Origin of the sequence: Burkholderia sp. AU33545 (genome assembly GCF_020419685.1) — a bacterium.
GTDB lineage: Bacteria > Pseudomonadota > Gammaproteobacteria > Burkholderiales > Burkholderiaceae > Burkholderia > Burkholderia diffusa.
Genome location: NZ_JAIZRQ010000007.1, coordinates 465,339 through 491,498, shown reverse-complemented (window position 1 = coordinate 491,498; position 26,160 = coordinate 465,339). Strand labels below are relative to the sequence as shown.

The 26,160-nt window shown below is 64.3% G+C and carries 21 protein-coding genes; 7 read left to right on the top strand and 14 right to left on the bottom strand.

Going from position 1 to position 26,160, the window contains the following annotated elements; all coding sequences use genetic code 11:
• Nucleotides 1-201 precede the first annotated feature (201 nt).
• Entirely contained in the window at nt 202-528 is a 327-nt protein-coding gene (locus LGM71_RS25040; protein ID WP_044848822.1) for a hypothetical protein, read from the bottom strand.
• A gap of 2,525 nt (nt 529-3,053) precedes the next feature.
• Here LGM71_RS25040 and LGM71_RS25035 point away from each other — a divergent pair.
• Nucleotides 3,054-4,370 (top strand): replication initiation protein, encoded by a 1,317-nt coding sequence (locus tag LGM71_RS25035; protein ID WP_059682318.1) that lies wholly within the window; start codon nt 3,054-3,056, stop codon nt 4,368-4,370.
• Between the two features lie 95 nt (nt 4,371-4,465).
• Here LGM71_RS25035 and LGM71_RS25030 read toward each other — a convergent pair whose 3' ends face one another.
• Nucleotides 4,466-5,491, bottom strand: coding sequence for a ParB/RepB/Spo0J family partition protein (locus tag LGM71_RS25030; RefSeq protein WP_226116998.1), 1,026 nt, complete (start codon nt 5,489-5,491; stop codon nt 4,466-4,468).
• Entirely contained in the window at nt 5,484-6,179 is a 696-nt protein-coding gene (locus tag LGM71_RS25025) for a ParA family protein (RefSeq protein ID WP_006759638.1), read from the bottom strand. Before LGM71_RS25025 ends, LGM71_RS25030 begins: the two co-directional genes overlap by 8 nt.
• A gap of 376 nt (nt 6,180-6,555) precedes the next feature.
• Here LGM71_RS25025 and LGM71_RS25020 point away from each other — a divergent pair, with 376 nt between their 5' ends.
• Nucleotides 6,556-6,864, top strand: coding sequence for a hypothetical protein (locus LGM71_RS25020; RefSeq protein ID WP_226116997.1), 309 nt, complete (start codon nt 6,556-6,558; stop codon nt 6,862-6,864).
• Between the two features lie 1,122 nt (nt 6,865-7,986).
• On the opposite strand, the gene LGM71_RS25015 is transcribed toward LGM71_RS25020, so the two are convergent.
• Complete coding sequence (locus LGM71_RS25015; protein WP_226116995.1) at nt 7,987-9,114, bottom strand: MBL fold metallo-hydrolase; 1,128 nt, start codon at nt 9,112-9,114, stop codon at nt 7,987-7,989.
• Between the two features lie 84 nt (nt 9,115-9,198).
• Here LGM71_RS25015 and LGM71_RS25010 point away from each other — a divergent pair, with 84 nt between their 5' ends.
• From LGM71_RS25010 to LGM71_RS24995, 4 genes are all read left to right on the top strand, one after another.
• On the top strand, nt 9,199-9,834 hold the full coding sequence (locus LGM71_RS25010; protein WP_226116993.1) for a TetR/AcrR family transcriptional regulator: 636 nt from the start codon (nt 9,199-9,201) through the stop codon (nt 9,832-9,834).
• 211 nt (nt 9,835-10,045) lie between these two features.
• Nucleotides 10,046-10,537 carry a flavodoxin family protein gene (locus LGM71_RS25005; protein WP_226116991.1) on the top strand — a complete coding sequence of 164 codons (492 nt, stop codon included), beginning with the start codon at nt 10,046-10,048 and terminating at the stop codon, nt 10,535-10,537.
• Between the two features lie 841 nt (nt 10,538-11,378).
• Entirely contained in the window at nt 11,379-12,035 is a 657-nt protein-coding gene (locus LGM71_RS25000) for a ProQ/FinO family protein (RefSeq protein WP_226117077.1), read from the top strand.
• A gap of 744 nt (nt 12,036-12,779) precedes the next feature.
• Nucleotides 12,780-13,841 (top strand): DMT family transporter, encoded by a 1,062-nt coding sequence (locus LGM71_RS24995; RefSeq protein ID WP_226116989.1) that lies wholly within the window; start codon nt 12,780-12,782, stop codon nt 13,839-13,841.
• A gap of 129 nt (nt 13,842-13,970) precedes the next feature.
• On the opposite strand, the gene LGM71_RS24990 is transcribed toward LGM71_RS24995, so the two are convergent.
• The 9 genes from LGM71_RS24990 to LGM71_RS24950 form a co-directional block, all read right to left on the bottom strand.
• The gene (locus tag LGM71_RS24990) at nt 13,971-14,336 is read right to left on the bottom strand and encodes a bleomycin resistance protein (protein ID WP_226117075.1); all 366 of its coding nucleotides are present in this window, start codon (nt 14,334-14,336) and stop codon (nt 13,971-13,973) included.
• A 118-nt stretch (nt 14,337-14,454) separates the two neighbouring features.
• Nucleotides 14,455-15,045, bottom strand: coding sequence for a nitrogen fixation protein NifQ (locus LGM71_RS24985; RefSeq protein WP_226116988.1), 591 nt, complete (start codon nt 15,043-15,045; stop codon nt 14,455-14,457).
• A gap of 85 nt (nt 15,046-15,130) precedes the next feature.
• A complete protein-coding gene (locus LGM71_RS24980) occupies nt 15,131-15,556 on the bottom strand; it encodes a TOBE domain-containing protein (protein ID WP_226116987.1) in 426 nt (141 codons plus the stop codon).
• Between the two features lie 180 nt (nt 15,557-15,736).
• A complete protein-coding gene (locus LGM71_RS24975; protein WP_226116985.1) occupies nt 15,737-17,236 on the bottom strand; it encodes an efflux transporter outer membrane subunit in 1,500 nt (499 codons plus the stop codon).
• A complete protein-coding gene (locus LGM71_RS24970) occupies nt 17,233-18,204 on the bottom strand; it encodes an HlyD family secretion protein (protein ID WP_226116983.1) in 972 nt (323 codons plus the stop codon). Before LGM71_RS24970 ends, LGM71_RS24975 begins: the two co-directional genes overlap by 4 nt.
• 2 nt (nt 18,205-18,206) lie before the next feature.
• On the bottom strand, nt 18,207-18,419 hold the full coding sequence (locus LGM71_RS24965) for a DUF1656 domain-containing protein (protein ID WP_044849171.1): 213 nt from the start codon (nt 18,417-18,419) through the stop codon (nt 18,207-18,209).
• Between the two features lie 34 nt (nt 18,420-18,453).
• Complete coding sequence (locus LGM71_RS24960) at nt 18,454-20,604, bottom strand: FUSC family protein (RefSeq protein ID WP_226116981.1); 2,151 nt, start codon at nt 20,602-20,604, stop codon at nt 18,454-18,456.
• Nucleotides 20,601-21,080, bottom strand: a complete 480-nt coding sequence (locus tag LGM71_RS24955; RefSeq protein WP_059600755.1) for a MarR family winged helix-turn-helix transcriptional regulator — start codon at nt 21,078-21,080, stop codon at nt 20,601-20,603. The genes LGM71_RS24960 and LGM71_RS24955 overlap by 4 nt, the downstream gene beginning before the upstream one ends.
• Nucleotides 21,081-21,599: 519 nt before the next feature.
• The gene (locus tag LGM71_RS24950; protein WP_226116979.1) at nt 21,600-23,309 is read right to left on the bottom strand and encodes a dihydroxyacetone kinase family protein; all 1,710 of its coding nucleotides are present in this window, start codon (nt 23,307-23,309) and stop codon (nt 21,600-21,602) included.
• Nucleotides 23,310-23,645: 336 nt separating this feature from the next.
• Between LGM71_RS24950 and LGM71_RS24945 the strand changes: the two genes are divergently transcribed.
• The gene (locus tag LGM71_RS24945; RefSeq protein WP_226116977.1) at nt 23,646-24,842 is read left to right on the top strand and encodes a collagen-like triple helix repeat-containing protein; all 1,197 of its coding nucleotides are present in this window, start codon (nt 23,646-23,648) and stop codon (nt 24,840-24,842) included.
• 165 nt (nt 24,843-25,007) lie between these two features.
• On the opposite strand, the gene LGM71_RS24940 is transcribed toward LGM71_RS24945, so the two are convergent.
• Nucleotides 25,008-26,132 carry a sigma-54 interaction domain-containing protein gene (locus tag LGM71_RS24940; RefSeq protein ID WP_226116975.1) on the bottom strand — a complete coding sequence of 375 codons (1,125 nt, stop codon included), beginning with the start codon at nt 26,130-26,132 and terminating at the stop codon, nt 25,008-25,010.
• Nucleotides 26,133-26,160: the final 28 nt, after the last annotated feature.

The window sequence follows — 26,160 nt, the reverse complement described above, 5'->3', positions numbered from 1 at the left end:
CAAGCAGAATGGCGCGTGTCGTTCACGGAGAGCAGGAAGATTCAACGCATCGAGATGGCAGACATCTCACCGAGAAACGAAGGATACCGAATCAATTGACTCGGATGTCACACCTGCACGATGACCGGTCGCGCATCGCGTTTCAGCAGCATAAACGACAAACCCCGGTTCGCACCGGGGTTTGTCTCGTGAGGGGAACGCTTATTGGCTTGCGCCAGCGGCTTCGCCCGCCTTCTTCTCAGCGTTCTGCAGATTCTGCGGATAGTTCGGATCGTTGGCCGCCGGCTTGTAACCAGCGTCTTCGAGTTTCTTCAGCTCGGCGTTGTTCTTCGCGCGCGCTGCCTTGTGTTCGGCTTTGCGTTTTGCCCGAGCTGCCTTGCGTGCTTCACGCTTCGCGGCTTTCGCATCCGATGCGGCGGATGCGGCCGGTGCGCTGGCGTCGGTCTGCGCGAACACCGGAGCGGCCGAGCCGAAGAGGAACGCTGCTGCTGTAGCAGCCAGCGTCAGTTTTTTGATCTGGATTCGCATCGCTGAACTCTCTTTTCTGATTGATCACGGAGTGAAAGCACATCGAGATACCGCCCCTGCCCCTGGTCGGTCTTCATGTCGCGGTCAGGGCCTTTGCATCATAACCGCGTTGCAAAAAATGTGGCGCCATCATGCGTGCATTCTTGGGGATACACGTATGGGAGACGTCGTATCGTCACGTGTCCCGCGCCCGCCCGATCCGCGTTTTGCAGGGGCCACGACGACGCATCGCGCTCGGGAATCACTCAGCATGCACGACCGCGGCAACCGCGTGGCGAAGCGGATCGTTCCACCGATACGGTGCAGATTGCCGATGAGGATGAGATCGATTTCGGTGATGCATGCACTCGCACGACGCCGACTGTTTCACCTGTGGAATCTGCTGCTCGTGCAATGCGATCGTCGCCCCATGAGCGGGATAGACGACGAAATCGCGAACCTGTGCGCCATGTTGTGACTCGCTCCCGCGCGAACGACGGTTCCTCCCATAAACGACCACGATTCATTCTGCACCGAGCCTGTCGCATTCCCCCGCATGTCGCACGCATGGCTACCTGTTCGATTCTATTCGTCGCCAGATGTGGGAGATGACGTTTGCAGGTAGAGGCGACCTTCGCCGCGCAAGGTGAACTCTTCGATCGGCATTCGTTCACGATTGCGCACGAGCATCACGCGAGCGGTCGCCTGTGCGAATGCGTGGCGCTTGGCATCGTACCGACGTCACGAAGCGTCTCGAGCTTGTGCGGCAAGGACGGCGACACGTCCAGCGCGTGGCGCATTCATCACAGCTTTTCCATTGTGCGGCCGCATCTGGTGCGGAGGCGTCGCGCGCACGGTTTGTTAATCCGACGGACACCTTGTAGGTGAGCTTTTACAGGACGGGGCAACTTCCAGCGGTGAGAATTTTCGGGAGTCGAGTGCGGATCCGATGAGGATGAGCCATGTTGATGACGCCAGCCTCACGTTCGAGGCAGTTGCCAGGATCGTCGTGATCAAGCGGCCGCGGTCAGCGTCTCGATCGGCACAGCGATGCGATTCTGGTCGCGTCGATCGGAACGCTGTACCAAATCCGATACTGACCAAAAGGTAGAAAACCGCGATGAAGAATGAGCGGGTCGAGAGCCAGCCAATTTCGTCTGTGCACGCGCCATCGACTGGAAAGTGACAGGCAGATCAACACGTGACAGCCGAAGACTTTTCCGCGGAAGCCCCGGCGCTGACGCAAAAAAAACGGCCTGAGAATGAATTCCGGCGATTTTTCACCGCCGTGACGGAAACTCGCGGTGCTTCTGTGTCGAGCGGGGCTGCCGTCGTCTGCGGGTAATCCCTGACGGAAAACGGACCGCTGCCTGCATTTTTCAATCCCATAGGTGGGAACCTATGTCCCGAAAACACCAATTCCCTCCCATAAGTTTCTACGTTTGAGCATTTGTTAGTAGGTACTCACCTTCATTGGAAGCCTTGTCAGGCCTGGAACGCTTGCAAAATGAGGCAGATATCGAGGGATCCACAGGCCTTGCGTCAGGATTGCTGTGCTTGTCGAGCCTCACTGGTTCGCTTGGGTAGCGGTTTATGGGGGTTGTTTTTCTGCACAGGCGCACGTGTGTTTACATCTTTGATAAACAACGTTTACATCTTTAACTACTTTTAGACGGCTCACAGCCTTGTCTGGTAAGGGTTTGACAGGGGTTCGGTACCCATTTATGGGGGCACAGGCGGAAGAATATGGGGTTTCAGGTCTGTGGATTTGGGGAATCGGGTACCGCGCTGTGGGAAATGGGGGTTGTGGATATGGGGCACGCGTAGCCAGCTATGGGAATCGGGCCCAAAAACGCCTCAGGTAGCTATCTATGGGGGAATCTATAGGTACCCGTTTATGGTGCCCTCTTGCTTGTTCGTCTACGGTGCCGTGCACAGCATTTCATATTGGGTTGCCGGTTATGGGATGGATTCCAGGTAGTCGTTTATGGGTGGCGGCGCGGACAGAATGATCTCATTCTGCTTGTTCCTGAGGAACTGGGGTCCCATAAACAGGATCAGGCCTGCGGATAGGTCACCATCTGTGGGGAAATCTTAAGGTAGTCATTTATGGGAGGTATTTCCGCCTGCCTGCCACAGATGAAGATAAAACGCCAAGCTGGCGGATCTTGATAGGTACCTATCCATGGGACGTGCTAAAGGTAGCGCTTTATGGGAGATCGCAGACCGTGTTGCAGGGCACCACGAATCGGGTCCGCACATCCAGTTCCACCGGATTATTTCCCATGAATGGGTACCTTCAGTAGGGCAAGTCCCGTGCCGGATTCTGGCGACAGCCAACACAGGTAGCAGGTTTTGGGAGCTGTTTTTGGTGGAAAGGTATATGGATATGGGCTTTCGCACAAATCGTGAAAATGGAATTTTTCATTTTGAGACAATGCTTTATCGACGATAGTGAAAGTGATACTGGAGATTAAGGCGTTGCTCGATGGCTCGAAAAGGTATAAAGTCCGCCATCAACACGGTCACCTTCTCCGGACATCACGATGCCGCGCAAGCCCGCAATCAAAGGCTCCGACAAGCAGGTTTCGCTATTTCAGACGCCCGAGCCCCCCGATCTGCTGCGCAAGGCGGTCCAGGCAATTCATATCGCTCCGAAGTCCGGAAAGATCGGTCTGCAGCAGCGCAAGATGTTCAGCTCGCTGATCAAGAACGCCCTTCGTCAGGAAGCGTTCGAGCCCGGCCGGACGAGCTTTTCGATCTCGATCGCCGCGCTGTCGCACGAGAGCGGGTTGAACAGCAACAACACGAAGTATGTGAAGGACACGGTCAACTCGCTGATCAGTACCGTCGTCAACTGGGACTACCTTGCCGCCGACCGCTCGACGGTGTGGAAGGCGTCAGGCCTGCTCGCCGGCGCCGAGCTCGAGCAATCTGTGCTGAAGTACAGCTTCTCCGACCAGATTCGCAGCGAGCTGCTCAATCCGGAAATCTACGCGCTCATCGATATGCGGATCGCGCGCGAGTTTCGGCGCTCGCACTCGCTTGCCCTTTGGGAAAACACGGTGCGCTACGAGGGGATCGGCATCACGGCAAAAATTCCACTGCCGAAATTCCGTGATCTCATTCTCGGTCAGGACAAGGCGTCGCAGTCTTATAAGGAGTACAAGCTCTTCAAGAGCAAGGTCCTGGTGCCGTGCATTCAGGAGGTGAACGAAGTTTCCGACCACACGCTCGAGCTGATCGAACACAAGTCAGGTCGCAGCGTGGAGGCCGTCCAGTTCAAGGTGACGCGCAAGCAGAGCGCGGATACGGTCGAGGAAGGCGACGTCAAGAACGAAGCACTCGTCGACGAGGTCGCCAAGTTCGGCATCCCGCGTTCGGAAGCGCGTCGGTTGATTACGCAGTACGGTGTGCAGCGCATCAAGGCGGCGATCGCCTATACGCTCAATCGGACTACGAAAAAGAATGCAGCGCCGGTCGACAACGTGGCCGCGTATTTCCGCAAGGCGCTGACGCACGGCTATACGCTGGCCGACGGACAGGGGACCGAGACGGCCGCGCCGGCAAAGGAATCCGGGCAGAGCAAGCAGGAACAGATTCGCGACAAGTACCTGGCCGCGAAGGTCGACGAAGCCGGCGCGTATTTCCGCGAGCTGGAGATCGACGACCAGACCAAGCTGATCGAGCGCTACAACGAAACGGTGGCCGGGTCGAAGGATCTCACGCTGTCGCCGAAGAAGAAGGCGAGCAAGCTGGCGCAAACCAGCTTCTTCCGGTGGCTGGCGCTCGACACCTGGGGCGAACCCACCTCAGACGATTTGCTGGAATTCCTGCTGAAAAGCAGCCTCGCGACCAACTGATCAAGGCCTCGCAGCCTGGCATGCACCGTGCACCGGACTTCATCCGACGCGCGGTGCCATGCAGGTGCGAGGCCTTTGCTTTTGGGCGCCTTCTTTTACTTTTGCGCGGCTACCGCCAGTTCGGCGACGTATGCATCGATCACGGTCTTTAGCCGGTCGGCGAGCGCTTCCTGATGGGACGCATCGACTCCCTTCAGTTGCAGATCCAGACGCCCGTCCGGATAGGTTTTCAGCTGACCGATCGCGCGTGATTCGAGCGCGAAATCGTGTCGAACGCTGTAACGCGTGCGCCCCGTCTTCTTGTTGCCGTCGCTCTGTGCACGCAGGAAATTCTCGAGGTCGCGCACCGACTTTTTACGGTCGATCACCGCCGTGAGCAGGCGGTCGGCAGCGGGTTCGCCTAGGCGCTCGAAAATCAGTTTCAGGAAGTACGCGGCCTGCAACCCGACCACATCGTTCGCGCTGGCCATCCGTTCGAGCAGCGTGTTCGGCAGTGCGTTCAGCGATAGTGTCTTGCTGATCGATGCCTTGTCCTTGCCGATCTTCTCCGCGAGCGTGTTCTGGTCGGGGAAGACCTTTTCGTCGAGGAGACGCTTCCATGCGACTGCATCGTCGAAGATGGTCTGGCGTTCGTGGTCGTGGTTGGCGCGATACGCGATCGTGTACAGCTGCTCGGGTGTGTGGTCCGTGCGAAACGTCGCGTTGATCGTTTCGTCGCCGTTGATGCTCGTCGCGCGCAAGCGGCGTTGCCCGTCGATCACGACGAGCTTGCCGGGAAACTCCGGGAGACGCGTGACCTTGATCGGCTCGATCTGTCCTTCCCGCTTCAACGTCAAAGCGAGCTCGTGCAGGCTCGACTCGGAATAGAACACGCGCGGGTTGAACGGGTTCGGGATGCAGTCCTTGACCGCTACCTTCTGCGGCGCGCCCAGGTCGAGCGCGTCGGAGGCGGCGGTCGGGGCGACGGAGGGGGCGGCTTCGGCGGCGGGATTCGACGCGGGCGTCGGCTCCGGCAGGCGCGTTTCCAGCGCCGCGTTTTCCTGTGCGAGCCCACGCAGCAAGCCGGCTGCGAGATGCAGGTTGCCGGTCGGCTTCTTCTCTTTCGATGTGTCCTTAGCCATGAGCGGCTCCGGTAGCGCGCGTCGACGCGATGTATTGGGCCATTTCGGTGACCAGTCTCTCGATTTCCGCGCGGGCTTCCTTCAGCCCCTTCAGGTATCGATTGTGATGATGGATTGTGGTGCCGAGGGCGAACGTCTGCCGGTAGACCTCGCGCTGCGCGATCTGGCTGTCGAGCAGATGCTCCCCTATTTCTTCAGCCCTTAGAATTTTTAGAATTTCTTCTCGCATTTTAGTTTTTCCATTGACGCTATTCAGCATCAATGCGGAAGACAAATTCGGGTTACGAACGGCACGCATCGATTCGATCATGCGAATCATCGCGACGGTGCTATACAGGTCGGCCGGCGACGGAGACAGCGGCACGAGGCAGAAATCGGCGACCTCGAGCACGGACGCGATGCGTGGGTCTTCGAGGTTGCCCGGGCAGTCGACGACGATCACATCGAAATTCGCATCCTGCTTCTTGATCTCGCCGCCGATGCCCCGGCCGGCGGGGGCCAACGACAGAACCGTCATCGGGAGCGTATTTTCACCGCTCGTCACCCATCTCACTGATGTGCCTTGAGGGTCGGCATCGATCAAGGCGACCTTGTTGCCACCTGCCTCGAAGGCAGCAGCGATATTGACGGAGATGGTGGTCTTTCCAGTACCACCTTTTTGATTACTGACGGCGATCTTGAAAGCCATTAAATTCCCTCCTAGGAGTTTTTCGTAATATATGCATTTATTGTTGGAAAGTCCAGAAAGTGCTATATGAAAAGGGAAATTTTCTTATAGATGTTGTTGTCACGTGACAAGTACGTCAAATGGCAAGCAAGTATTTGTGATTTGAAAGTGGGTGAAAAATAAAAATAGATGGCATTGCATTCGAGACGGAAGGTGCTGATGAAGTACTGAGGACTTCAGTGCTGGTAGCGAAAAGAGGTCACAGTGCCGATTCCCGAATGTGTCTCGCGACCGGTGAGAATTCTGCCGTAGTTTGGCATTCAGCTTGTGGCCCTCGGCGGCGTCGGGATGCAAAGTTGTCACGTGACAAGTCGAATTTGGCTGGCCCGGATCTCAAATGGTGCTCGACGGCAGGCATGCCGATGCGACGCGCGCCGATAATTCCGGTGCTTTTTTCCTCGCTCCTCATTACGGCGGTCTGTGTTCAGATATGACGGCTGGTGCTGGTGCTGGTGCTGGTGCTGGTGCTGGTGCTGGTGCTGGTGCTGGTGCTGGCGACTGCTGCGTGTTGTTACGTGACAACCCGGCAAGGCGTTGCTTCTGGACACATATCGTCAGCCTCGGCGCACCCACTGTAGAAGTCGCGGGCGTGAAGAAGTTCATGGGATATATGGGTTGGTCGTGTTCGATTGGACCAGGTCACTGACGCGAAAGCGATCGGGTTGTTGTCACGTGACAACCGTTGCGGATGGGCGCCGAAAGGATCGCCCGACATCGACGCGGCATCGTCAGTGACAAAGTGCGAGGAGGTGATTGGCTAGCCGGGGATAAGTGAGTGATCTATGTTGGCCGAGCAAATTGATGTCATCTCTAGACACGCCCGAGCGGGCATGCTCTCAGCGTCCGATGGAACACTAATTCCAGCGAGTGATATGGCCCTAATAAATGGGCTGACCTGCATCTACAGGTGACGACGATGAGACAGGGGAGGGGTACGGCAGAGTCTTATTGTGTGGGCCGTCGATCGGACGATCGAGAGCATCGGCGGCGTCTCACATTCTTGATGCGCTTTTGGGGCGCGAATTCCTGCGCGTCGCCGAGGGGAAATGGCGGAAATCAGCAGGGCGTGAAACAATTCTTCTAAATGGGTGTCTGTGCGGAAACCCTTGCCTAGCAATGGGTTGCGCTACTTTCTTCATGTTGTTTCACGCAAAATGAGCATCGACGGCGGTTGAAATGGGGGCGCATGAATCCGGGGCGCGCTATTGGGTCTAGATAATGACGGCTGAAGCAATGACGTATCAATTGAAACGTGTTTTGTGATAAATGATACGTTTCGCGTATGGACGCGCAGTTCGATCGATCTGCGGGGAATTAAGACATCGCGCGGAACAGGCCAGCAGGGGATTCAATAGGTGTAATGAGTTCGTCATCGCTAGTTGTCACGTGACAACGCGCGGCGCCGTCGGCGCCGGATTGCAAACCTGTACGTGACGGGAGAAACCGAAGCGGGCGCCTCGTCCCAACGGCGGCGCTGAGCTAAGACGGATTCTACAGACGGCCTCGGAAGGCAGATTCCGATGGGCTTGGCCTGTATCTATCACTGTGGAGATGGAGCGGGAATTTGCAGACTTTGCGTCAAGAAGGTGAAGCGCATCGCCACAATTGGTTCCACCGTGTATATCTCGGCCTTCGCCGGGTATCTGCTGTCGGGGCGATTGATCATCGTCGCCGACGATCGACCAAAGAGTCCGTTGCCAAGCCGTATATCACCAGGAAAATTCACCGCCGCGGCGTTCTCGTCCAGAAACCGCCGCGGCCAGCGAACCTACTTCGTCGCCTGCCATACGCACAGCTGCTGCCACCAGCGCGTCTTCGTTGCTAGAGTCTTTGCTGGCTCATCGACCGTTCGCCACCAACGTTCGCCGCGATGCGGCGCATTCAGATCGAGTCGCTCGCCCATCCTGGGTGTCGACAACTCGACCCCGCGTACCATGGCCAACGCGGTGACGCGCTCAAACGGCTCTTGCCAACGGTGCATCGCGAGATCGAACGTGCCGTTGTGAATCGGCATCAGCGTGCGACCGCGCAGGTCGATGTGCGCTTGCACGGTTTCTTCCGGTTGCATGTGCACGTAGGGCCATTGTGGGTCGTATGCCCCGGTCTCGAGCAGCGTCACGTCGAAGGGCCCAAGCCGTTCGCCGATAGTCCGGAAACCGTCGAAGTAGCCGGTGTCGCCGCTGAAGAACACCCGCAAATCGTCGTCGACGATGACCCAAGACGCCCACAGCGTGCTGTTGCCGTCAAACAGGCTGCGTCCGGAGAAGTGCTGTGCCGGTGTCGCGGTCAGCGTCAGACCATCGACGTCGACACTTTGCCACCAGTCGATCTGGCGTACCTTTTTCGCGTCGATACCCCATTCGATCAGCCGGTCGCCGACGCCCAACGTCGTAACGAACACGCCAGTGGTGGCTGCAAGTGCGAGCACCGTTTCACGGTCGAGGTGATCGTAGTGATCATGCGACAGGAGCACGCCACGCAACGGCGGGAGGTCCACGAGCGCGATCGGCGGCGCATGAAAGCGCTTGGGGCCGATGCGCCGGAACGGCGATGCGCGTTCGGCAAATACAGGATCGGTCAACCAGAATTCGCCGCGCAGTTTCAACAGCAGTGTTGAATGCCCTAGCCGATACAGGCTGCGGTCGGGGGCCGCGCCGAGTTGTTCTCGAGTCAGTGAATCGATGGGCAATGCGCCTGTCGGAACCGTGTTGCGTGGCTTGTTGATCAGCATGTTCCATGCGATGCCAAGTGTTTTGCCGAAGCCTTCGGCCGGTGCCGGTGCAACGTTGCTGAAGCGTTCGCCGTTGTGCTGCGGCGACTCGCCGGACAGTGTGCGGCCACGCCTGGCGGCGGCGAAACCCAGTACGCGATGAAGAAATACGAGAGGCGAAGCCATGTCGATTCGTCCGGAAAATAAAGTACACCGAGCAGTGTAGTTTATCCCTGGGAAAAGTAAACTCAGGGGTGTAAAATTTTTTGAATGAATACGAGCATTTCTCCTCAACGGCTGACCGACCGAAAGCGTGCGGCAATACTCGCCGCGGCGATCGAGGAATTCCTTGCGGCTGGCTATGACGGGACCAGCATGGATCGCATCGCAGCGCGCGCGGACGTGTCGAAGCGCACCGTCTACAACCATTTCCCGGGCAAGGAAGCATTGTTCGCGGCGATCCTGCATCAGCTGTGGGACGCGACGCTGAGCGCCGGCGCGCCGGCCTACTGCGCCGACGTCCCACTGCGCGATCAACTGCTCGCGCTGCTGGGCCGCAAGTTGCGGTTGCTGAATGACGAAGCATTTCTTGCACTTGCCCGCGTCGCGATCGGTGCGGCTATCCATTCGCCGGAACGCGCGCGCGACATGGTCGAACGCATGGGCGAGCGCGAAGAAGACGTGACGGTCTGGATTCGTGCAGCCGCGGCGGCTGGCCGGTTGTCGGTGACCGATGCCGTTTTCGCCGCGCATCAACTGCACGGGATCGTGAAAGCGTTCGCGTTCTGGCCGCAAGTGACGATGGGCCAGCCGCCGCTCGGCGCGCAGGAACAACAGAAGGTCGCGGAAACGGCTGCCGACATGTTTCTTGCGTACTACTCGCGCGCAGACCACGCCGGTGTGTAAGGTACCGGGCGGGATTGACCGCGCGTCGTGCGAAGCGCGAAGCGGAACAATTGCGTCGATATACGCAAGGCGAGCCTCATCCTCTGCGTCGAGGAAAGCGCCATTCGACAACCAGCGGACGCAGGCACTGATACGGACGTCGACGTAGCCGGATTGAGCCGTACCGGCGCGTGCGGCAGGCGCAAATGAAACCGAATGTGAGCGAAAACCGATGAAGACGCTGTTGATCGTCTATCACACGATGACCGGAGGCACGCAGCAGATGGCCGAAGCGGCTGCGGATGCCGCGCGCGAGCAATCCGGCGTCGACGTCAGATTGCAGCGTGCGGATGCGACCAGCGCGGACGACGTACTCGCCGCCGACGCTTATCTGTTCGCTACGCCGGAAAATCTCGCCGCGATGTCCGGGCTGATGAAGGACTTCTTCGATCGCTGTTACTACCCTGCGCTCGATCGCGTGAACGGCCGCCCCTATGCGGCGATGATCTGTGCTGGCAGCGACGGTCAGAACGCGCTGCGTCAGATCGACCGGATCGCGACCGGATGGCGGCTCAGGAATGTGATGCCGGGCCTGATCGTTTGCACCCATGCGCAAACGCCGGAGCGGATCCTCGCGCCGAAGACGATTGGCAGCGAGGATCTCGCGCGCTGCGCGGAGGTCGGCGCGGGGCTCGCTGCGGGCCTTGCACTCGGCGTGTTCTGATTGCCGGCGATCAAGCCAGCCGAAGCGGAGCCGCGGCCGCGCGCAACGACTGGAGCGCGACGCCTGTCGTGCATTGCCCGATTGCAGCGAATGCCGGCGACGCGCAATTTTCGCGAGACACCGCTCGTGCGAATTGCATCCTCGTTTGCGGCAGCGGCACCATGGAATGTCGATGCCCTAGTTGGCCTTTGTCGACACTGGCGGCTGATGGTATTCGGGCCACAGGCTTTTCACGAGATCGCGTGAAGCGCCATACGCATGGCAACTGTCGAGCCAACCCATACTGCTCACTTTCCGATGCCGTCGTACGCTCGACGATCGATGCGGGCGCAACTAATAGCGTGGCGGCAGAGATCGATGCACACTCGCCACGCCGCACGGATCGTATGCGAAAGCCCGGTCTTCCGGACGATGCGAGTCGGCAGAATTTGGCGTCTTCGCTATCCGTACCATCGCTCGCAATTTCGGACTGTGGAGTAACCGATGCGTCGCGTGACCGGCGCACTGAAGCCGAGAGTACCGGAAACGACACTACGTAACGCGAGTGTCGATCTACCGAGAAAACGCCGCCATAATGCGCAACACGACCGCGCGGACGCATTCTCGTTCCCCCGGATCCGTCAAATGCGAACCGGTGAGTCAACCGGCGGCCGCGGGTACCGGTATACTTCCACTCCTGCCTTTGTCCGGCATCGTGGCCGGGTGCCTGAAACAGTGGTGGTGGCGATGCGGCCCCGCAATGATCCGCGTCGGTGGCAGACGCGCCGCAGGCGATGCGGCGAACGCCGATGTGCGGAATGGCTGCACGAACCACACCTTATATTCCTGGTGGATTGAATTTATGGGTTTTGAACAACTTGCCGAATTGCGGGCGCAGCTCGCAGCAAAGGCCAAGCAGGAGCGCAACGCGAAGCGACCGGCTACGCAACCGGACGCAGGCGCGAAGCCGAAATCCGGCGACCGGCCAGCTCGGGGGGCCAAATCGGGTGCCGGGGCGAAAGCGTCGTCCGGCGCGAAGCCCGCTTCGGCGAAGCCGGCGACGCCGGTCGATCCGGTCATCGTTGCGATCGGCAAACTGCAGCGCCGGTTCCCGCGCGCGTTCCCGAAGAATCCGGCTCCGAAGGTGCCGCTGAAGGTCGGTATCTGGGACGACCTCGCTCGCGAGGCGCAAGCCGTCGGCCTGAGCGAGGCCGAGCTGCGCGAGGCGATGTCCACGTGGTGCCGCGGCAATCGTTACTGGTCGTGTCTCGTCGAAGACGCGGTGCGGGTCGATCTGCAAGGTAACGAAGCGGGGCGCGTGACGCACGACGACGCGGCGCGTGCGCGCCGGCTGAAGTCGCGCCGTCCGGGCAACAAGGGTGGCGCGCAAGCGGCGAAGGGCGCACCGCAGCAGCCGAAGGTGGAAGCGCAGGCCGCCGCCGCGCCGCAGCAGGCGACCGCGGAAGCACCGGAAGACGCAGCACCGCAGCCCGAGCAGCAAACGGCCGCGAGCGAGTAACGCGCGATGTGTCGCCGCGCGACCGCGCGGTGACGGCCTGCCTGCGCCGCGCATGCAGCGCATCACATGACAGACCGACCTGTCCTCTGGGGCAGGTCGGGACTGCCGCCGCTGGCGGCACAGCCAGTCAGCCTCAACCAATCCTCATCGAACTGCCAAGTGACCCGACGACGAAAGCGTGTCAGCGGACGCCGTGTGCGCAAGCTATCTGTCACACATGGCAAGCATGGCGAGGCGACGGGATATCGATCAGGGGTGGTGTGCATGATGAATACGCGGTGGCGCCGCAACCCGGCGAACGTTGCGTAGACGGCCGACGCGTGTGTCATCGTGTTGGTGACCCACGCCCATCCACTCGTGTTTCATCACAATAATTCGTTTTCCTAATGTAAATGGATTCCAGGTGAAAACCGGATTCGCCCCTACGCGAATTTCCCACACGTGAGCCGCTGTCAAACGTGAAGTGCGGCCGTATTCGACAGACCACGGGGTGATGTCCGGACGCACCGCACGGTCGCCCGTCCGTCAGTTGGCGACCCGTGACACACGCGCGATAATCTCCCCAGCGCGAATCGTCGGGCCGACACGTTACCGGCAACGCATGACGCGACAGATACATCAAAGCCAGCGCAACTCGCCCGACATTCCCCGAAATTGAATGGCACCTGGCGAACCGTACGCGCCACTGCATCACACGAAGCTTGCCGATTCCATACGCACAACGCTCCACGCAAAGACCGCATCATGAACCCGAGACATTCCGCGATCCTCGTCGCACTCACCGCCGCCGCGCTGTTCGGCGCCGCGACGCCGCTAGCCAAGGCACTGATCGGCGCGATGTCGCCGTTCATGGTCGCCGGCCTGTTCTATCTCGGCAGCGGGATCGGTCTCGGCGTCGGGATCCTGCTGCGCGGGTTGCACCGCCGCCGCGCGCCGGCCGAGAACGCCGCGCCGCTGCAACGCTCGGATCTGCCGTGGCTCGCCGGCGCGATCGCGGCCGGCGGCGTCGCGGGCCCGGCGCTGCTGATGCTCGGGCTGTCGAGCACACCGGCTGCGACGAGTGCGTTGTTGCTCAATCTCGAAGGCGTGCTGACGGCGGTCATCGCGTGGGTCGTGTTTCGCGAGAACGTGGATCTTCAGGTGTTTCTCGGCATGGTAGCGATCGTCGCCGGCGGCACGCTGCTGTCGTGGGGCCCGGGGCGCGCGGGCGTGCCGATTGGCGCGTTGCTGATTGCCGGCGCATGCCTGTGCTGGGCGATCGACAACAACCTGACCCGCAAGGTCGCCGCGAACGATGCGATGGTCATCGCGTGCGCGAAAGGCCTGGTCGCCGGCCCCGTGAACATCGGTATCGCGCTCGCGACCGGCGCGGCGCTGCCCGCCATTCCGGCCGCGGCCGCCGCGATGCTGACCGGCCTCGGCGGCTACGGGATCAGTCTCGTGTTGTTCGTCGTGGCGCTGCGCCATCTCGGCAGCGCGCGCACGGGTGCGTATTTTTCGGTGGCGCCGCTGTTCGGCGTCGTGCTGTCGTTGGTGATCTGGCCGGCTCTGCCGTCCGTCACGTTCTGGATCGCGGCCGCGCTGATGGCGCTCGGCATCTGGCTGCACGTGCGTGAACGGCACGAACACGAGCACGCGCATGAACGACTCGAGCATACGCACAGGCATCGGCACGACGAACATCATCAGCACACGCACGATTTTCCGTACGATGGCGATGCACCGCACACGCATCCGCACGTGCACCTGCCGATCACGCACAGTCACGCGCATTTCCCGGACATTCACCACCGCCATCGGCACTGATTTGCGCGGCAAAGGAGAATGACGCGCGCTGCGTGCAATGCGCATCGCAAAGGTACCAGTTTATGGGGACGTTATTGGGTGCCCGCGGCGCCGCGTCGGCGTTGCTCGATGCGGCCGGCCGGTCGCGACTCAGTCTTCCGTCTGAATCAATCGGATCAACGAGCCGTCCGGGTCGATCAACGCGCCGACGGTACCGCCCCATGCTTCGCGCTTCGGTCGATGCGCGCGTGGCCAGCCGGTCGTCTGCTCCGGAATGCCGGCGGCGAGTACCTCGTCGAAAAACGCACCGACCTCAGCGAGCCGGAAACAGCAACTGAACCAGCTCATGGCCGGATCGAGACCGGGATGCGGGAAGAACTCCAGCAGCAGATCGCCGCGTCTGAGGATCATCCAGCCATCGTCGCGCCAGGTTTCGACGAACCCGAGCTTCGCGTAGAACAGCGACGTGGCTTCGAAATCGCGCGACGGCAGATTGGGACTCGCAAAGTCGGTCAAGGCTGTTTCTCCAATGAGCGTTGCGGTCGAACGAACCCGTGGGAAAACGCGCGGACGGATGGCGCGCATCATCGGTCAAACGATGCGCACCGGCAAGCCGCGCAGGCCGCGGTCGCGATTATCGTCCCGGGGGAAAGCAGAATTCGAAATCCTCGCAGCCCGGGCATCCGGGCGCGGCCCCGGGCTGGAGGCCAAGCAATGCGGCCACTTCCTGGGCGAGGAATTTCTTCCAGCGCAGCTGCGCGACATTGCGTGCGGCAAGCGCGGGGAAATAGCGATCGAGCATCGCGGTGACCGCGTCGCGTCCGTCGAGACCAAGATCGCGCCACAGGTGATCGGGGCGCAGGCACGCATGCGCGACGATTGCAGCGACGCAGTCGGCATCGTCGTGCGCGGCGGCGGGATGCGCATCCCGCATCAGCAGCGCGTGCAGCGTCGCGACGAACCGCGCGTGCACGGCCGGCAGCGGTGCGATGGTGAGCACCGGCACGAACGCGGCCGCATCGGTGGAATTCAGGTGCGGAAACTGGCGCTCAAGCAGGCCGCTCAACCGGGCGGGAGACAGGCCGAGCAGCGCGAGCTCATTGCGGCATGCACGTGCCGCAATGAGCTCACCGAACAGACTTGCATCCGGGGAATCGGCGTCGGCCGCGCCGGACAGCAGCGCTTGCAATATGCGCCGATGCGCATGCTCGAGCGCAGACGTCATCGTATGCGCCTGCACGCCGGCCGCGCGTTGCGCGCCCCCCGGGCGCGGCGAATGGCGGGACGTCGTTGCACGATCGACCGGGCGATCACTCGACCCCGACGATCACGCTCGACGCCTTGAAGAGCGCGGACGCGGCCTTGCCGCTTGCGAGGCCGAGACGATCGATGCTGTCGTTGGTGACGATCGCGACGATCTCCGCACCACCTGCGGCCTTGATCACGACTTCCGAATTGACCGCGCCCTTCGCGATCGACGACACGGTGCCCGCGACACAGTTTCGCGCCGACACCTTGCTGCTGTCGACGTCGACCATCACGATCACCGACGATGCCTTGACGAGCGCGAAGGCCTTCGCGCCGGCCGCGAGACCGAGCGATGCTACGCTTCCGTGCGTGATCACGGCGACGATGTCGAGGCCGTCCTCGGTACGCAGCGTGATTTCGTCGTTGACGGCACCGGGCTTGACGGCGCTGATCTGGCCGGCGAATTGATTGCGGGCGCTGGTGCGCATGATGACTCTCCGGGAAAGGGCCGCCCGGCGGGCGGCGAGCGAATGGCGGAAACCGCGGACGAGTTTACCGGCAATGCAGGTGAAGCGCGACGCCGGCATCGGCATACTGGACATGCGAAACCGCGCACGATGCTGCGCGACAACAGGCATTTCGTGTACGCCGTGCCGCCCCGCGCGCGCTCACTTTACAGCGGCCGACGCGGCAGCCGGCGCGCCCGCCGCCGAGGTCTGCTGCGCCGCAGCGGCCGTTCCATTGCCTTCCCATCCGCCGCCGAGCGCGAGGAACAACTTCACCTGGTCGGCGGCGACCTGGCCTTCGGCTGCGGCGACCTGCGCACGCACGCTCGTCAGCGTGCGCGTCGCATCGAGATCCGAAATGAACGACTCGCGGCCGGCGGTATACAGCCGGTGCGTTTCGTCAGCGGAACTGCGCGCCGATTCGTAGGCCGTGCGCAGCGCATCGGTGCGTTGCACGTCGGCCGCATAGGCCGCGAGGCTCGACTGCGTTTCGCGCAGCGCGTTCAGCACGACACCGTCGAAGTGCGCGAGCGCGCCGCCGGTCGCCGCTTCCGCTTCGCGCACGCGCGCGCGCTGGCCGTTGACCGGGAACGACCAGCTGATCAGCGGTCCGAACGACCAGCGATTCGTGGTGGAAGAGAACAGGTCGGCGGCGACGCCGACCGAACCGGCGGACGCGCCGATGCTGATCGACGGATACAGCGCGGCGGTCGCGACGCCGATCCGCGCGGTCGAGGCGGCGAGCTGACGCTCGGCTTCGCGAACGTCGGGACGGCGGCGCAGCAACGCGGCACCGTCACCGATCGGAATCGGCTGGCGCAGCTTCGGCAGGCGCTCGCATTCGGCGACCGCCTTCGGCAGGTCGGCGGGCGAACGCGCGAGCAGCGCGGCGAGCTGGTATTGCGCGATCTTGCGGCGCCCTTCGAAGCGCGGGATGTCGGCCGCGAGCGTGCGCAGCTGCGTGACGCCGCGCGTGACGTCGGTCTGGTTGCCGCGTCCCGCATCGCGCAGGCGCTGCGACAGCTTCACGCGCTGCTGCTGCAACGCGAGCGACTGCTTCGCGATCGCGAGTTCGTCGCCGGCGGAGCACGATTCGACGTACGCACGCACGACGTCCGCGACGACGGTGATGCGCGCGAGGTCGGCGGCCGCTTGCACGGCTTCGCTGTCCGCGCGCGCGGCCTCGACGCCGCGCCGCAGCTTGCCGAACAGATCGAGCTCGTATGACACGCTGATGCCGACCGCGCCTTCGTTCACGACCGGCAGCTTGTTTTCGAGCAGATATTGCTCGGCCGATTCCTGCGCACGCTGCACGGCTGCTTCCGCGCTGCCGGAGAAGCCGCCTTGCTCGTTCGCGACTTCCAGCGCTGCGCGCGAACGCGCGAGGTTGGCCGCGGCGACGCGCAGGTCGGTGTTCGATTTCAGCGCACTGCGCACGAGTTCATCGAGCACGGGATCGTCGTACAGCTGCCACCAGTTGCCGGGCACCGCATCGCGCGACACGAGCGTGCCGTTCGCGTCGTCGAGCGCGTGGTTCGCGAGCGGCGCATTCACGTATGCCTGCTGCGGCAGTTTATAGTCGGGGCCGACGGATTTGCACGCGCCGAGTGCGAGCGCGAGCGGCGCGAGTGCCGCCGCGAGGCGCAAGCCGTGCCGCTTCATTGCGATGCTCCCGTCGCGCTGACGGCCGCGTGTGCGGATGCCGCAGGCGGCACGGCTGCCGCGGAGGCGCCGGCAGCCGGCTTCGCATTGTCGTCGCGGCGCGTGTGGGTGCGCACCGCGACGGTCGCGGTGCGACCGGCGATCATCCGGAAGTCGTCTGGCACCTCGTCGAGCACGACGCGCACCGGCACGCGCTGCGCGAGCCGCACCCAGCTGAATGCGGGGTTCACGTTCGGCAGCAGGTTCGCGCCTTGCGTGCGGTCGCGATCCTCGATCGCGGCGACGATGCTCTGTACATGGCCACGCAGCGGATGCGGCTCGCCCATCACGACAATGTCGACCGGCTGGCCGATTCGGATGCCGCGCAGCTTGGTTTCCTCGAAGTAGCCGTCAACGCGGAACGAGTTGCGGTCGACAACAGACAGCACCGCGCGGCCGGCCGGCACGTATTCGCCGACGCGCGGCGCGCGGTCGTTCAGGTAGCCGTCGACGGGGCTCACGATCGTCGTGCGCTGCAGATTGAGCTTCGCGGTGTCGAGCGACACCTGTGCATCGGCGGCGGCGGCTTCGCCCTGCTCGACGCGCGTGCGGCTTTCCTCGACCTGCTCGCTGGCGACCAGGTTGCCGAGCTGCAGGTTGCGCGCATATTCGCGCTTTGCCTGAGCGAGCGTCGCACGGCGTTGCGCGAGCGTCGCTTCGGCCAGCCGCTCCGCGAGCGTGTAGCGGGCCTGGTCGATCACGAACAGCACCTGGCCGCGCTTCACCTCCTGGTTGTCGGCGACCTGCACCGCGGTGATGAGCCCCGACACGTCGGGCGCGACCTGGATCACGTCGGCACGCACGTGGCCATCGCGTGTCCACGGCGAGAACATGTAGTAGTTGATGATCCGCCACAGTACGAGGGCGGCCACGACGACGACGATCAGGGTGAGCAGGATCTGCCCTGCCGAGAGCCAGGTTTTTTTCATGGTTAGCTAGCCACGAGATGGTGAGACACGATGACGACCGCGGCAAGCACGAACACGTAGATGCCGAGGTCGAAGATCGAACGGTGCCAGACGAGGCGGTAAAAGCCGACGCGTTCGAGCAGCGCGCGCACGACGATGTTGATCAGATAGGCAATCAGCATCAGCACGAGCGGAGCCGGCACGAATACGCCGAAGATGTCGATTTCGCCGATCATGGTCGCGGTCGGAAAGACAGGTTGGAAAGCGGGATCATGCGCGCGCTCCGTCCGGTGCGGCATGCGGCGGCTGCGCGGACGCGGCCGGGTACAGCGACAGGCGCAGGCCGACGAGCGCGTGCAGCGTATCGCGCAGCCGGCGGTGTGTCGCGGGCGTGGGCGCCGTTGCGGGAGCGTCGTGCGTCGTGCCGTCGCCCGCCGATGCGGCCGACGAGCCGGGCAGGTTGCGGCCGGCCACGCGCTGCAGCGCGTCGTCGATCAAGGCGAGCAGCGCCGGCGGTGCAGGCTGTCGCGCATTCGCCGCCGCGCAGCGCGCGTAGTGATCGGTGACGCCGGCCAGCACGCGGTCGATCGCCTCGGGCACGTCGCCTGTCAGCTTTCGGCGCGAGCGGCGCAGGTCGAGCGCGTTCAGCGCGATGCGCAGGTCGCGGAAGCTCTCGATCGACGGATGGCGGTGGTCGTCCGACGCACCGAGGCGCGGCAGCAGCTGTGTGACGCGATCGAGCATGCGCGATGCGTGGTTGCGCTGGTCGTCGAGCGGCTGCGTCGACGCGGAGCGCGCGACGTCTTCCCAGCCCGAACGCAGCAGGCGCCGCACCGCGAGCTCCGCGCCGAACGGACGCGTCGCGCGCGTCCACACGTACGCGAACAGCAGCCCGGCGACGCCCGCGAGGTTGCTGTTCAGGAACACGAAGAAATCGGCATCGTACGCGCTCTGGATGCTGATGAAGGTGGCGGTGTTCACCGCGACGAGCATCGTCACCATGTTGAACTGCGGGCGCGGCAGCAGCGTGCCGATCAGGATGAACGGCCCCGCGAACATCAGCACGAGCATCGGGAAGTCGTGCACGTGCGGCAGCACGACGAACAGGTACAACCCGGCGAACACGACGCTCGCGGCCGTCGACAGAAAGAACTTGAACACCAGCGGCGCAGGTTCGTCTAGCGCGGCGAAGAAGCTGCACGACACGGCCACGAGCGTGACGGCCGCGGCACCGTCGTGCCAGCCTGACGAGATCCAAAGCGAGCATGCGAACACGATCGCGAGCACGACGGTGAGCGTCGAGAACAGCATCATCCCGCGATCGAAGAAGCGCTCGGTGCCGCCGAGCCGCCAGTGTCGGTAACGCGGCTGCCAGACACCCGACTCATTCGCGATCAGCGCGCGCAGCGAGCGGCAGTCCTGCCAGATGTCGATGACCTGATGCAGCCGCCACAGCGCGTTCGACAGCAGCGCACCGTCCCAGCTCGCGAGCGCGCTGTCGGACGGCTGCAGCGACGCGATGCGCTCGCGCAGATTGTCCGCGACCGGATCGTGGGCCACATCGCCGTCGGTGCCGACCTTCACGGCCGGCAACGGCGCGTCGAACCACTTTGCCGCGTCGGCGAGCAGCGCGTCGAGTGCCGGTGGTCGCACGTGCAGGTCGCGCATCAGCGCGATCAGCGGATCGGCGAGCGAGGACATCAGCGGCAGGAACAGCTGCATGCGGCCCGCGAGCGCTTGCGCACGAGCGAGCACGCGCGGGTGCGCATGGTCGTAGCTCAGCTGGCTCAAGAGGAATTCGAGGCCGGTGATGGTCGCGGCGAGGCGTTGCCTGCATGCCGACAGCGCCTTGCCCGCGATGTGCCCCGACAGCGTCTCGCGGCCGTAGAACGCGGCGTCCTTGAACCATGCGTCGGTGCGCTCGATCAGCGTGGGCGCGAGCCGGTTCGGGAACACGGCGCTGCCGACCACGCTCGCGCACACGATGCCGAGCACGATTTCCTCGGTCCGCGCGATCGCGACGTCGAAGATCGTCGACGGATCGGTCACTGTCGGCAGCGCGACCAGCGGCATCGTATAGCCGGCGAGCATGAACACGTAGCTGCGCGCAGTGCGGTCGGAGATCGCGAGGTAGAGCAGCGTGCCGCACCACGTCGCGACGATGATGCTGAACAGGAACGGCGTCTCGACGAACGGCGGCACGAACAGGATCGCGGCGGCCGCGCCGAGCGCGGTGCCGAGCGCGCGATACAGCGCCTTCGAGCGCGTGGCGCCGACGAACGGGTTCGACACGATGTAGACGCTCGCCATTGCCCAGTAAGGGCGCGGCAGCTGGAAATACAGGCCGAGGTACAACGCCAGCATCGACGCGGCGAACGTCTTGCCCGAGAACAGCCAGTCGCGAAGGCTCGGATAGGTCATGACGCGGAATCGGCGGGGTGAGACGGACGCGATGCCGGATGCTGCGCATCGGCCGCGTTGAACGCATTCAGCACGCGCAGCGTCGCTTCGAGATCGGCACGCGTGACACCCTTGAGCACCTGGGCGCGCAGCATGCGCAGGTCTTCCTCCATCTTCGCGGTGACCGCGCGGCCGGCAGCCGTCAGCGAGATCGTCTTCGCGCGGCGGTCGTGCGGATCCTCGTCGCGGCGAGCGAGGCCGGCCGCGCACAGCTGGTCGAGCAGGCGCACGAGCGACGGCCCCTCGATACCGACATGTTCGGCGAGCGTGCCCTGGCGCACGCCTTCGCCGAGGCGGCCGGCAATCAGCAACGGCGTCGCGCACGCTTCGGACACGTTGTACGCCGTCAACACGGTGTCGCTCGTGCGGCGCCATTTGCGCGCGGTGAGCACCAGCAGGCTGCTGACGGCGAGGCGGAGGTCGTGCAGGTTGGTCATGGGCGAGATGATAGGGGCAAAAACATTCGATAGCAAACTATCGTTTGTGTCATCCGCATGTCATGCCGCACGCCGGGGCGCCGATCTGCAACGAGCAATTTAGGCGGTCGATCCGGGCATGGTCAAGTTGTCAGATTGCAAGCGTGCGGCGGATTCTTATGCATCGCCTGCAATCCGGCTCGAACGTTGCGATCGTACGTGGCGGGTTGGCTGTCGGCTCAGGGTTGTAGGGACGTTGTAAGCCCGATGCGAACCTGGATGACCGCGCAACGGCCACGCCGACCGACCGGATCGCGCCACGCGCGCCGCACCTCCTGGTTCCGCACACGATTGCACTCTTTCTGAGCGACCATCTGGAAGCAACGACGGAGACATCGAGATGGGACGGACCGAGGTATCGGCGCGCTGGCACGACACGATCGGCACGGTGCACGGCATCGAGTCGAAATACAAGCGGCTCGTGTGTATATCTCGCATGAGGGCGTGCGCGCGTTGGCTCGCGCAGCCCTCGACCGCTGTTTAGCGCACGTGCGGCAACAACGCGCGCAGCCAGCATGCGACCGCCACCGCGCCGCCATCCGGCGTGCCGATCGCGCGTTCGCCGAGATAGCTCGCACGCCCCGCGCGCGGCGTCATGCCGGCCGTTCGTTGCGCGCCGTGTTCCGCCGCCTCGATGGCTTGCGCCAATGCGCCAGCTGGGTCGCGATCATGATCGAGCGCGCGATCGAACGCGTCGGCGGCCGGCACCAGCGCATCGAGCATCGTCCGATCGCCGGCACGTGCGCCGCCCAGTTCGGAGATCGCATCCACCGCGCTGCGCAATGCCGCAGCCCAGTCGCGTGCCGACGGTGCGGCGGTATCCGCGGCATCGGCGAGCCGCCGCGACGCGCGCAGCAGCGCGGTCGCATAGAACGGCCCCGAGCTGCCCGCAATCGCGCGGCGCAACGCGGTGCCCAGCGCCGCGAGCGTGCCGGCCGGCGTGCCGTATGCGGCTTCCGGCAACGCGAGGATCGCCTGCGCGGCGCGATGCATGCTCGCGCCGAGATCGCCGTCGCCGGCGGCCGTGTCGAGTTCCGTCAGCGTGGCTTCGTTGTCGATCAACGCTTGCGCGATCGCGTGCAGCGCCGGCTGCAGCCGCGCCGCCCACGCGTGGCCGGCCGCATCGAGCTGCGGCAGCGGCTGGTCGGGCGCGGCAGCCGCGGCCACCCGGATCTGCGCGTTGACGGCGCCGCCGCCGGGCCATGCGCGCGCGTGCGTCGGCGCGTCGAGCAGGGCCACGCGTTCGTCGTTCAGCCGCAGCAGCGAGATCGAGCAACCGGGCATGTTCAGCGCCGACAGGAACGTGCCGCCCCATGCCCGCGCGACGGTGATGCCGCGCCGGCTCAGGTTGTCGTACGCGGCGCGCAGCACGATCGCCAGTTCCATGTCCGGCGTCGCGCCGAGACCGTTGACGAGCAGCGCGACGCGTTCGCCGCGATCGAGCACGAGGTCGGCGACGATGCTCGACAGCAGCGTCTCGACCAACGCGTCGGCCGCCTGTGGCGCGGTGCGTTCGACGCCTTTCTCGCCGTGGATGCCGAGGCCGAGTTCGATCTCGTGATCGGCGAGGCTGAATCCCGACTTGTCGGCGCCGGGGATCGTGCAGCCGTCGAGCGCGACGCCCATCGTGCCGAGTTCGGCCGCCGCGTCGCGCGCGATTGCCGCGACGCGGGCAAGCGGCAACCCGCGCGCGGCGGCCGCGCCGGCCAGCTTGTGGATCAGCACGGTGCCCGCGATTCCGCGTCGCTGCCCGCGCTCGACGCGGCCGCGCAGCGACACGTCGTCGGCGACGATCACGGTCTCCACCGGAATGCCCTCGGCGCGCGCGAGTTCGGCGGCCAGCCCGAAATTGAGGCGATCGCCAGTGTAGTTCTTCACGACGAGCAGCGCGCCGCTCGGGCCGGCGCACGTGCGGATCGCGGCGAGCACGGCGTCGGTCGGGGGCGACGTAAACACTTCGCCGCAGACCGCCGCGCTCAGCATCCCTTCGCCGACATAGCCGCCGTGCGCGGGCTCGTGACCGCTACCGCCGCCGGACACGATCGCGACGCGGCGCTGCGACGGCTCGGGCAGCGGCTGGCGCACGAGCACTTGCTCGTCGCCGAGGATCGCGACATGCGGCGATTGCCGCGCGATGCCTTCGAGCATTTCGCGCACGACAGCGGACGGGTGGTTCACGAGCTTTTTCATGGCAACGGGTTCCTGACGGTGGGCCGAGGCCCGGCGGCACGCATGCGGTGCCGTCGGTTTTCGTACTGTGAATGGTAGGCGCCGCGCCGAATGCGGCGTGCCGCGGCCGGCGTTACGTAACATCGAAGCATTCGTAGCACGAATGTAACGAAAACAGAGCCGCTCATGGGCCAGAAATGTATCGATCGTGATCGCGGGCAGGCGCTTGCACGGGCGCGCGGATGCTGGCGTGGCGGCGGGACGACCCGTTCGATTGGCGCCAATGGCATGGAAAATGCTGTTTCTCCTCCGGTCCTCAATCGAACATTCCATCGCCCGGACCGCGAGGAGACCACCATGTATCGAACCCGCATTGTCACGTCCACGGCGTTGCTCGCCGCCGCCGGCATGCTGGCCGCCTGTGGCGGCACCGACGTCGCCGCGCCGTCGAGCGCGGCCGCGAGCACCGGCGGCGCAACCATCGGCGGCAATACGCCCGGCAGCAACACCCCCGACGGGGGTTGGGGCACCAGCGGCGCCCCCGGCACGCGCGGCGTCGTGAGTACCGCGGGCGCGCTCGCGGCCGGCGTCGGCTCGACCGTCAGCGCGATGTCGTTACCGGTACTCGGGAATACCGTGACGCGCAGCGCAGGCGACACGATCTCGAGCGTCAGCACGATTTCGCGCGCCGCGGCCGATGCGCTCAGCGACGGGCTCGGCAAGATCGGTTCGACGCCCAACCCGGTCGGTACGACGGTCGCCGGCCTCGGCGACGTCGTCGGCGCAACGGCGAATCCGGTTGCGGGCCTCGCGCAGACCGTCCGCGCGCTCGGCTCGGGGCCGCTGGCGCCGCTCGCGCCGGTGACGACACCCGTCGGCGCGGTGCTCGACACCGTGGCCGGAGGACTCGGCGCGGCGGGCAACACGGTCGGCGCGACGCTGGCATCGGGTGCCGTGCAGCAGGTCACGCAGCCGCTCAGTTCGGCCGTCACACCGCTGGTCATCACGGCCGGTCAGGCGACGCAACAGATCGGCGCGACCACGGGCCTCGGGCAGCCGGTGGCCGGCTTGCTCGGGCAGGTCGGCAGCGCGCTGGCGACGACGGGCTCGCGGATGGGATCCGTTTCGTCACAGCCAGCCGTCGGCTCGGTGGGGGCGCTCGTCGGCGCGATCGGCAATACCGTCACGAACGCGGGGGGACTCGTGAACTACAACGGTCCGAACGGCGTCGCGCCGATTCCCGGGCTGATCGTGAGTCTTGCGGGCGCTTCCGTCGCCACCGTGCAGAACGGCCCGTCGAACGGTTCGAGCCCGTCCGGCCCGCTCGGCGGCTTGCTGTCGGGGCTCGGCTCGACGCCGCTCGGGTCGCTGACCGGTGCGCTCGGCGGCACGAACGGTGCCGGCGCGGCGAGCCCGCTGGCGCCGGTGACGAATCTCGTGTCGACGGTCACCGGCACGCTCGGTGGCGCGGCGGGCGGAGCGGGTTCCTCGGCGAATCCGCTCGCCCCCGTTACATCGTTGCTCGGCGGCGTGACGGGCGGCGTCGGGAAATAGTGGCGTACCGCACGGCGAGCGGCTGGACCACGCGCTGCTCGCCGTTGCGGAGGCGAGTCGCGCATCGGCTTCGCCAGCTCATGCCGGCGATGAATTGCGACGTGCCGAAGCGTCCGCCGCCCGCATTGCTGACTCGCGGCACCGCATGCAGCCGCGCGATCGCGCTTACTTGACCGCCGCGATCACCTTCGCGCGAATCAGCCGCGCACGCAACACGTTCCGGCTGATGCCGAGCAGTCGCGCGGCCTGGATCTGGTTGCGGTGACTGAAATCGAACGCGACCCGCATCACGGTATCCTCGATGCGTTCGAACAGGTTCTCGTGCGCCTCGTCGAACAGCGCGCACAGTGCCAGTTCGAGCGCATCCTGAGCGGGCACGCGACCTACCGCTTCCCGCACGCCGGCAGCCACGGCCGGCACGCATGACGACGACAGGTTCAGGTCGGTGTCCTGCAGCGCATCGTGGCGGCTCACCAGCAGCGCGTGATGGATCACGTTCTCCAGTTCGCGGATATTGCCGGGCCACGAATGTGCTTCGAGCCGGCGCGCCGCGCGCGGGTCGATGCTGCGCGGCCCATGGCCGAGGCGGCTGCGGTATTCATCGAAGAAGTGGCGCGCGAGCGGCAGGATGTCGCCCGGCCGTTCGCGCAACCTCGGCACGTCGAGCCGCACGACGTTGAGCCGGTAGAACAGGTCGCCGCGAAACCGTCCGTCCATCACCGCCTGCTGCAGGTCGACGTTGGTCGCGGCCACCACGCGCACGTCGATCGAAATGCCCGTGCGCGAGCCGAGCCGCACGATCTCGCGCTCCTGCAGCACGCGCAGCAGCTTGACCTGCATCGACAGCGGCAGGTCGCCGATTTCGTCGAGAAACAGCGTGCCGCCGTTCGCGGCTTCGAACCAGCCGGGCTTCGCGCCGACCGCGCCCGTGAATGCGCCTTTCTCATGACCGAACAGTTCGCTGTCGACGAGCGTGTCGGACAGCGAGCCGCAGTTCACGGCGACGAACGGGCCGCCGCAACGATGACTGCCGTCGTGCACCTGGCGCGCGATCAACTCCTTGCCGGTGCCGGTCTCGCCGACGATCAGCACGTTTGCGTCGCTCGGCGCGACGAGCCGCACGCGTTCGAGCAGCGCGAGCGAACGCGGGTCGACGAACACGGGCGCGCGGGCGCGGGCCCGCACATGGTGCGTGGAGCGCTCGAGAACGGGCGCGCCGCGCGATTCGTCCGGCTGCGCTGTGACGACACGAAGATTGACAGGACGCGGCGTTGCAAACAGGGAGGTCATGGCGATGAAGGCGTGAGTCGATCGAACG

Bases quoted from the DNA above. Each gene is read 5' to 3' on its own strand.
- LGM71_RS25040 (WP_044848822.1), bottom strand. From the start codon at position 528: ATGCGAATCCAGATCAAAAAACTGACGCTGGCTGCTACAGCAGCAGCG.
- LGM71_RS25035 (WP_059682318.1), top strand. From the start codon at position 3,054: ATGCCGCGCAAGCCCGCAATCAAAGGCTCCGACAAGCAGGTTTCGCTA.
- LGM71_RS25030 (WP_226116998.1), bottom strand. From the start codon at position 5,491: ATGGCTAAGGACACATCGAAAGAGAAGAAGCCGACCGGCAACCTGCAT.
- LGM71_RS25025 (WP_006759638.1), bottom strand. From the start codon at position 6,179: ATGGCTTTCAAGATCGCCGTCAGTAATCAAAAAGGTGGTACTGGAAAG.
- LGM71_RS25020 (WP_226116997.1), top strand. From the start codon at position 6,556: ATGGTGCTCGACGGCAGGCATGCCGATGCGACGCGCGCCGATAATTCC.
- LGM71_RS25015 (WP_226116995.1), bottom strand. From the start codon at position 9,114: ATGGCTTCGCCTCTCGTATTTCTTCATCGCGTACTGGGTTTCGCCGCC.
- LGM71_RS25010 (WP_226116993.1), top strand. From the start codon at position 9,199: ATGAATACGAGCATTTCTCCTCAACGGCTGACCGACCGAAAGCGTGCG.
- LGM71_RS25005 (WP_226116991.1), top strand. From the start codon at position 10,046: ATGAAGACGCTGTTGATCGTCTATCACACGATGACCGGAGGCACGCAG.
- LGM71_RS25000 (WP_226117077.1), top strand. From the start codon at position 11,379: ATGGGTTTTGAACAACTTGCCGAATTGCGGGCGCAGCTCGCAGCAAAG.
- LGM71_RS24995 (WP_226116989.1), top strand. From the start codon at position 12,780: ATGAACCCGAGACATTCCGCGATCCTCGTCGCACTCACCGCCGCCGCG.
- LGM71_RS24985 (WP_226116988.1), bottom strand. From the start codon at position 15,045: ATGACGTCTGCGCTCGAGCATGCGCATCGGCGCATATTGCAAGCGCTG.
- LGM71_RS24980 (WP_226116987.1), bottom strand. From the start codon at position 15,556: ATGCGCACCAGCGCCCGCAATCAATTCGCCGGCCAGATCAGCGCCGTC.
- LGM71_RS24975 (WP_226116985.1), bottom strand. From the start codon at position 17,236: ATGAAGCGGCACGGCTTGCGCCTCGCGGCGGCACTCGCGCCGCTCGCG.
- LGM71_RS24970 (WP_226116983.1), bottom strand. From the start codon at position 18,204: ATGAAAAAAACCTGGCTCTCGGCAGGGCAGATCCTGCTCACCCTGATC.
- LGM71_RS24965 (WP_044849171.1), bottom strand. From the start codon at position 18,419: ATGATCGGCGAAATCGACATCTTCGGCGTATTCGTGCCGGCTCCGCTC.
- LGM71_RS24960 (WP_226116981.1), bottom strand. From the start codon at position 20,604: ATGACCTATCCGAGCCTTCGCGACTGGCTGTTCTCGGGCAAGACGTTC.
- LGM71_RS24955 (WP_059600755.1), bottom strand. From the start codon at position 21,080: ATGACCAACCTGCACGACCTCCGCCTCGCCGTCAGCAGCCTGCTGGTG.
- LGM71_RS24950 (WP_226116979.1), bottom strand. From the start codon at position 23,309: ATGAAAAAGCTCGTGAACCACCCGTCCGCTGTCGTGCGCGAAATGCTC.
- LGM71_RS24945 (WP_226116977.1), top strand. From the start codon at position 23,646: ATGTATCGAACCCGCATTGTCACGTCCACGGCGTTGCTCGCCGCCGCC.
- LGM71_RS24940 (WP_226116975.1), bottom strand. From the start codon at position 26,132: ATGACCTCCCTGTTTGCAACGCCGCGTCCTGTCAATCTTCGTGTCGTC.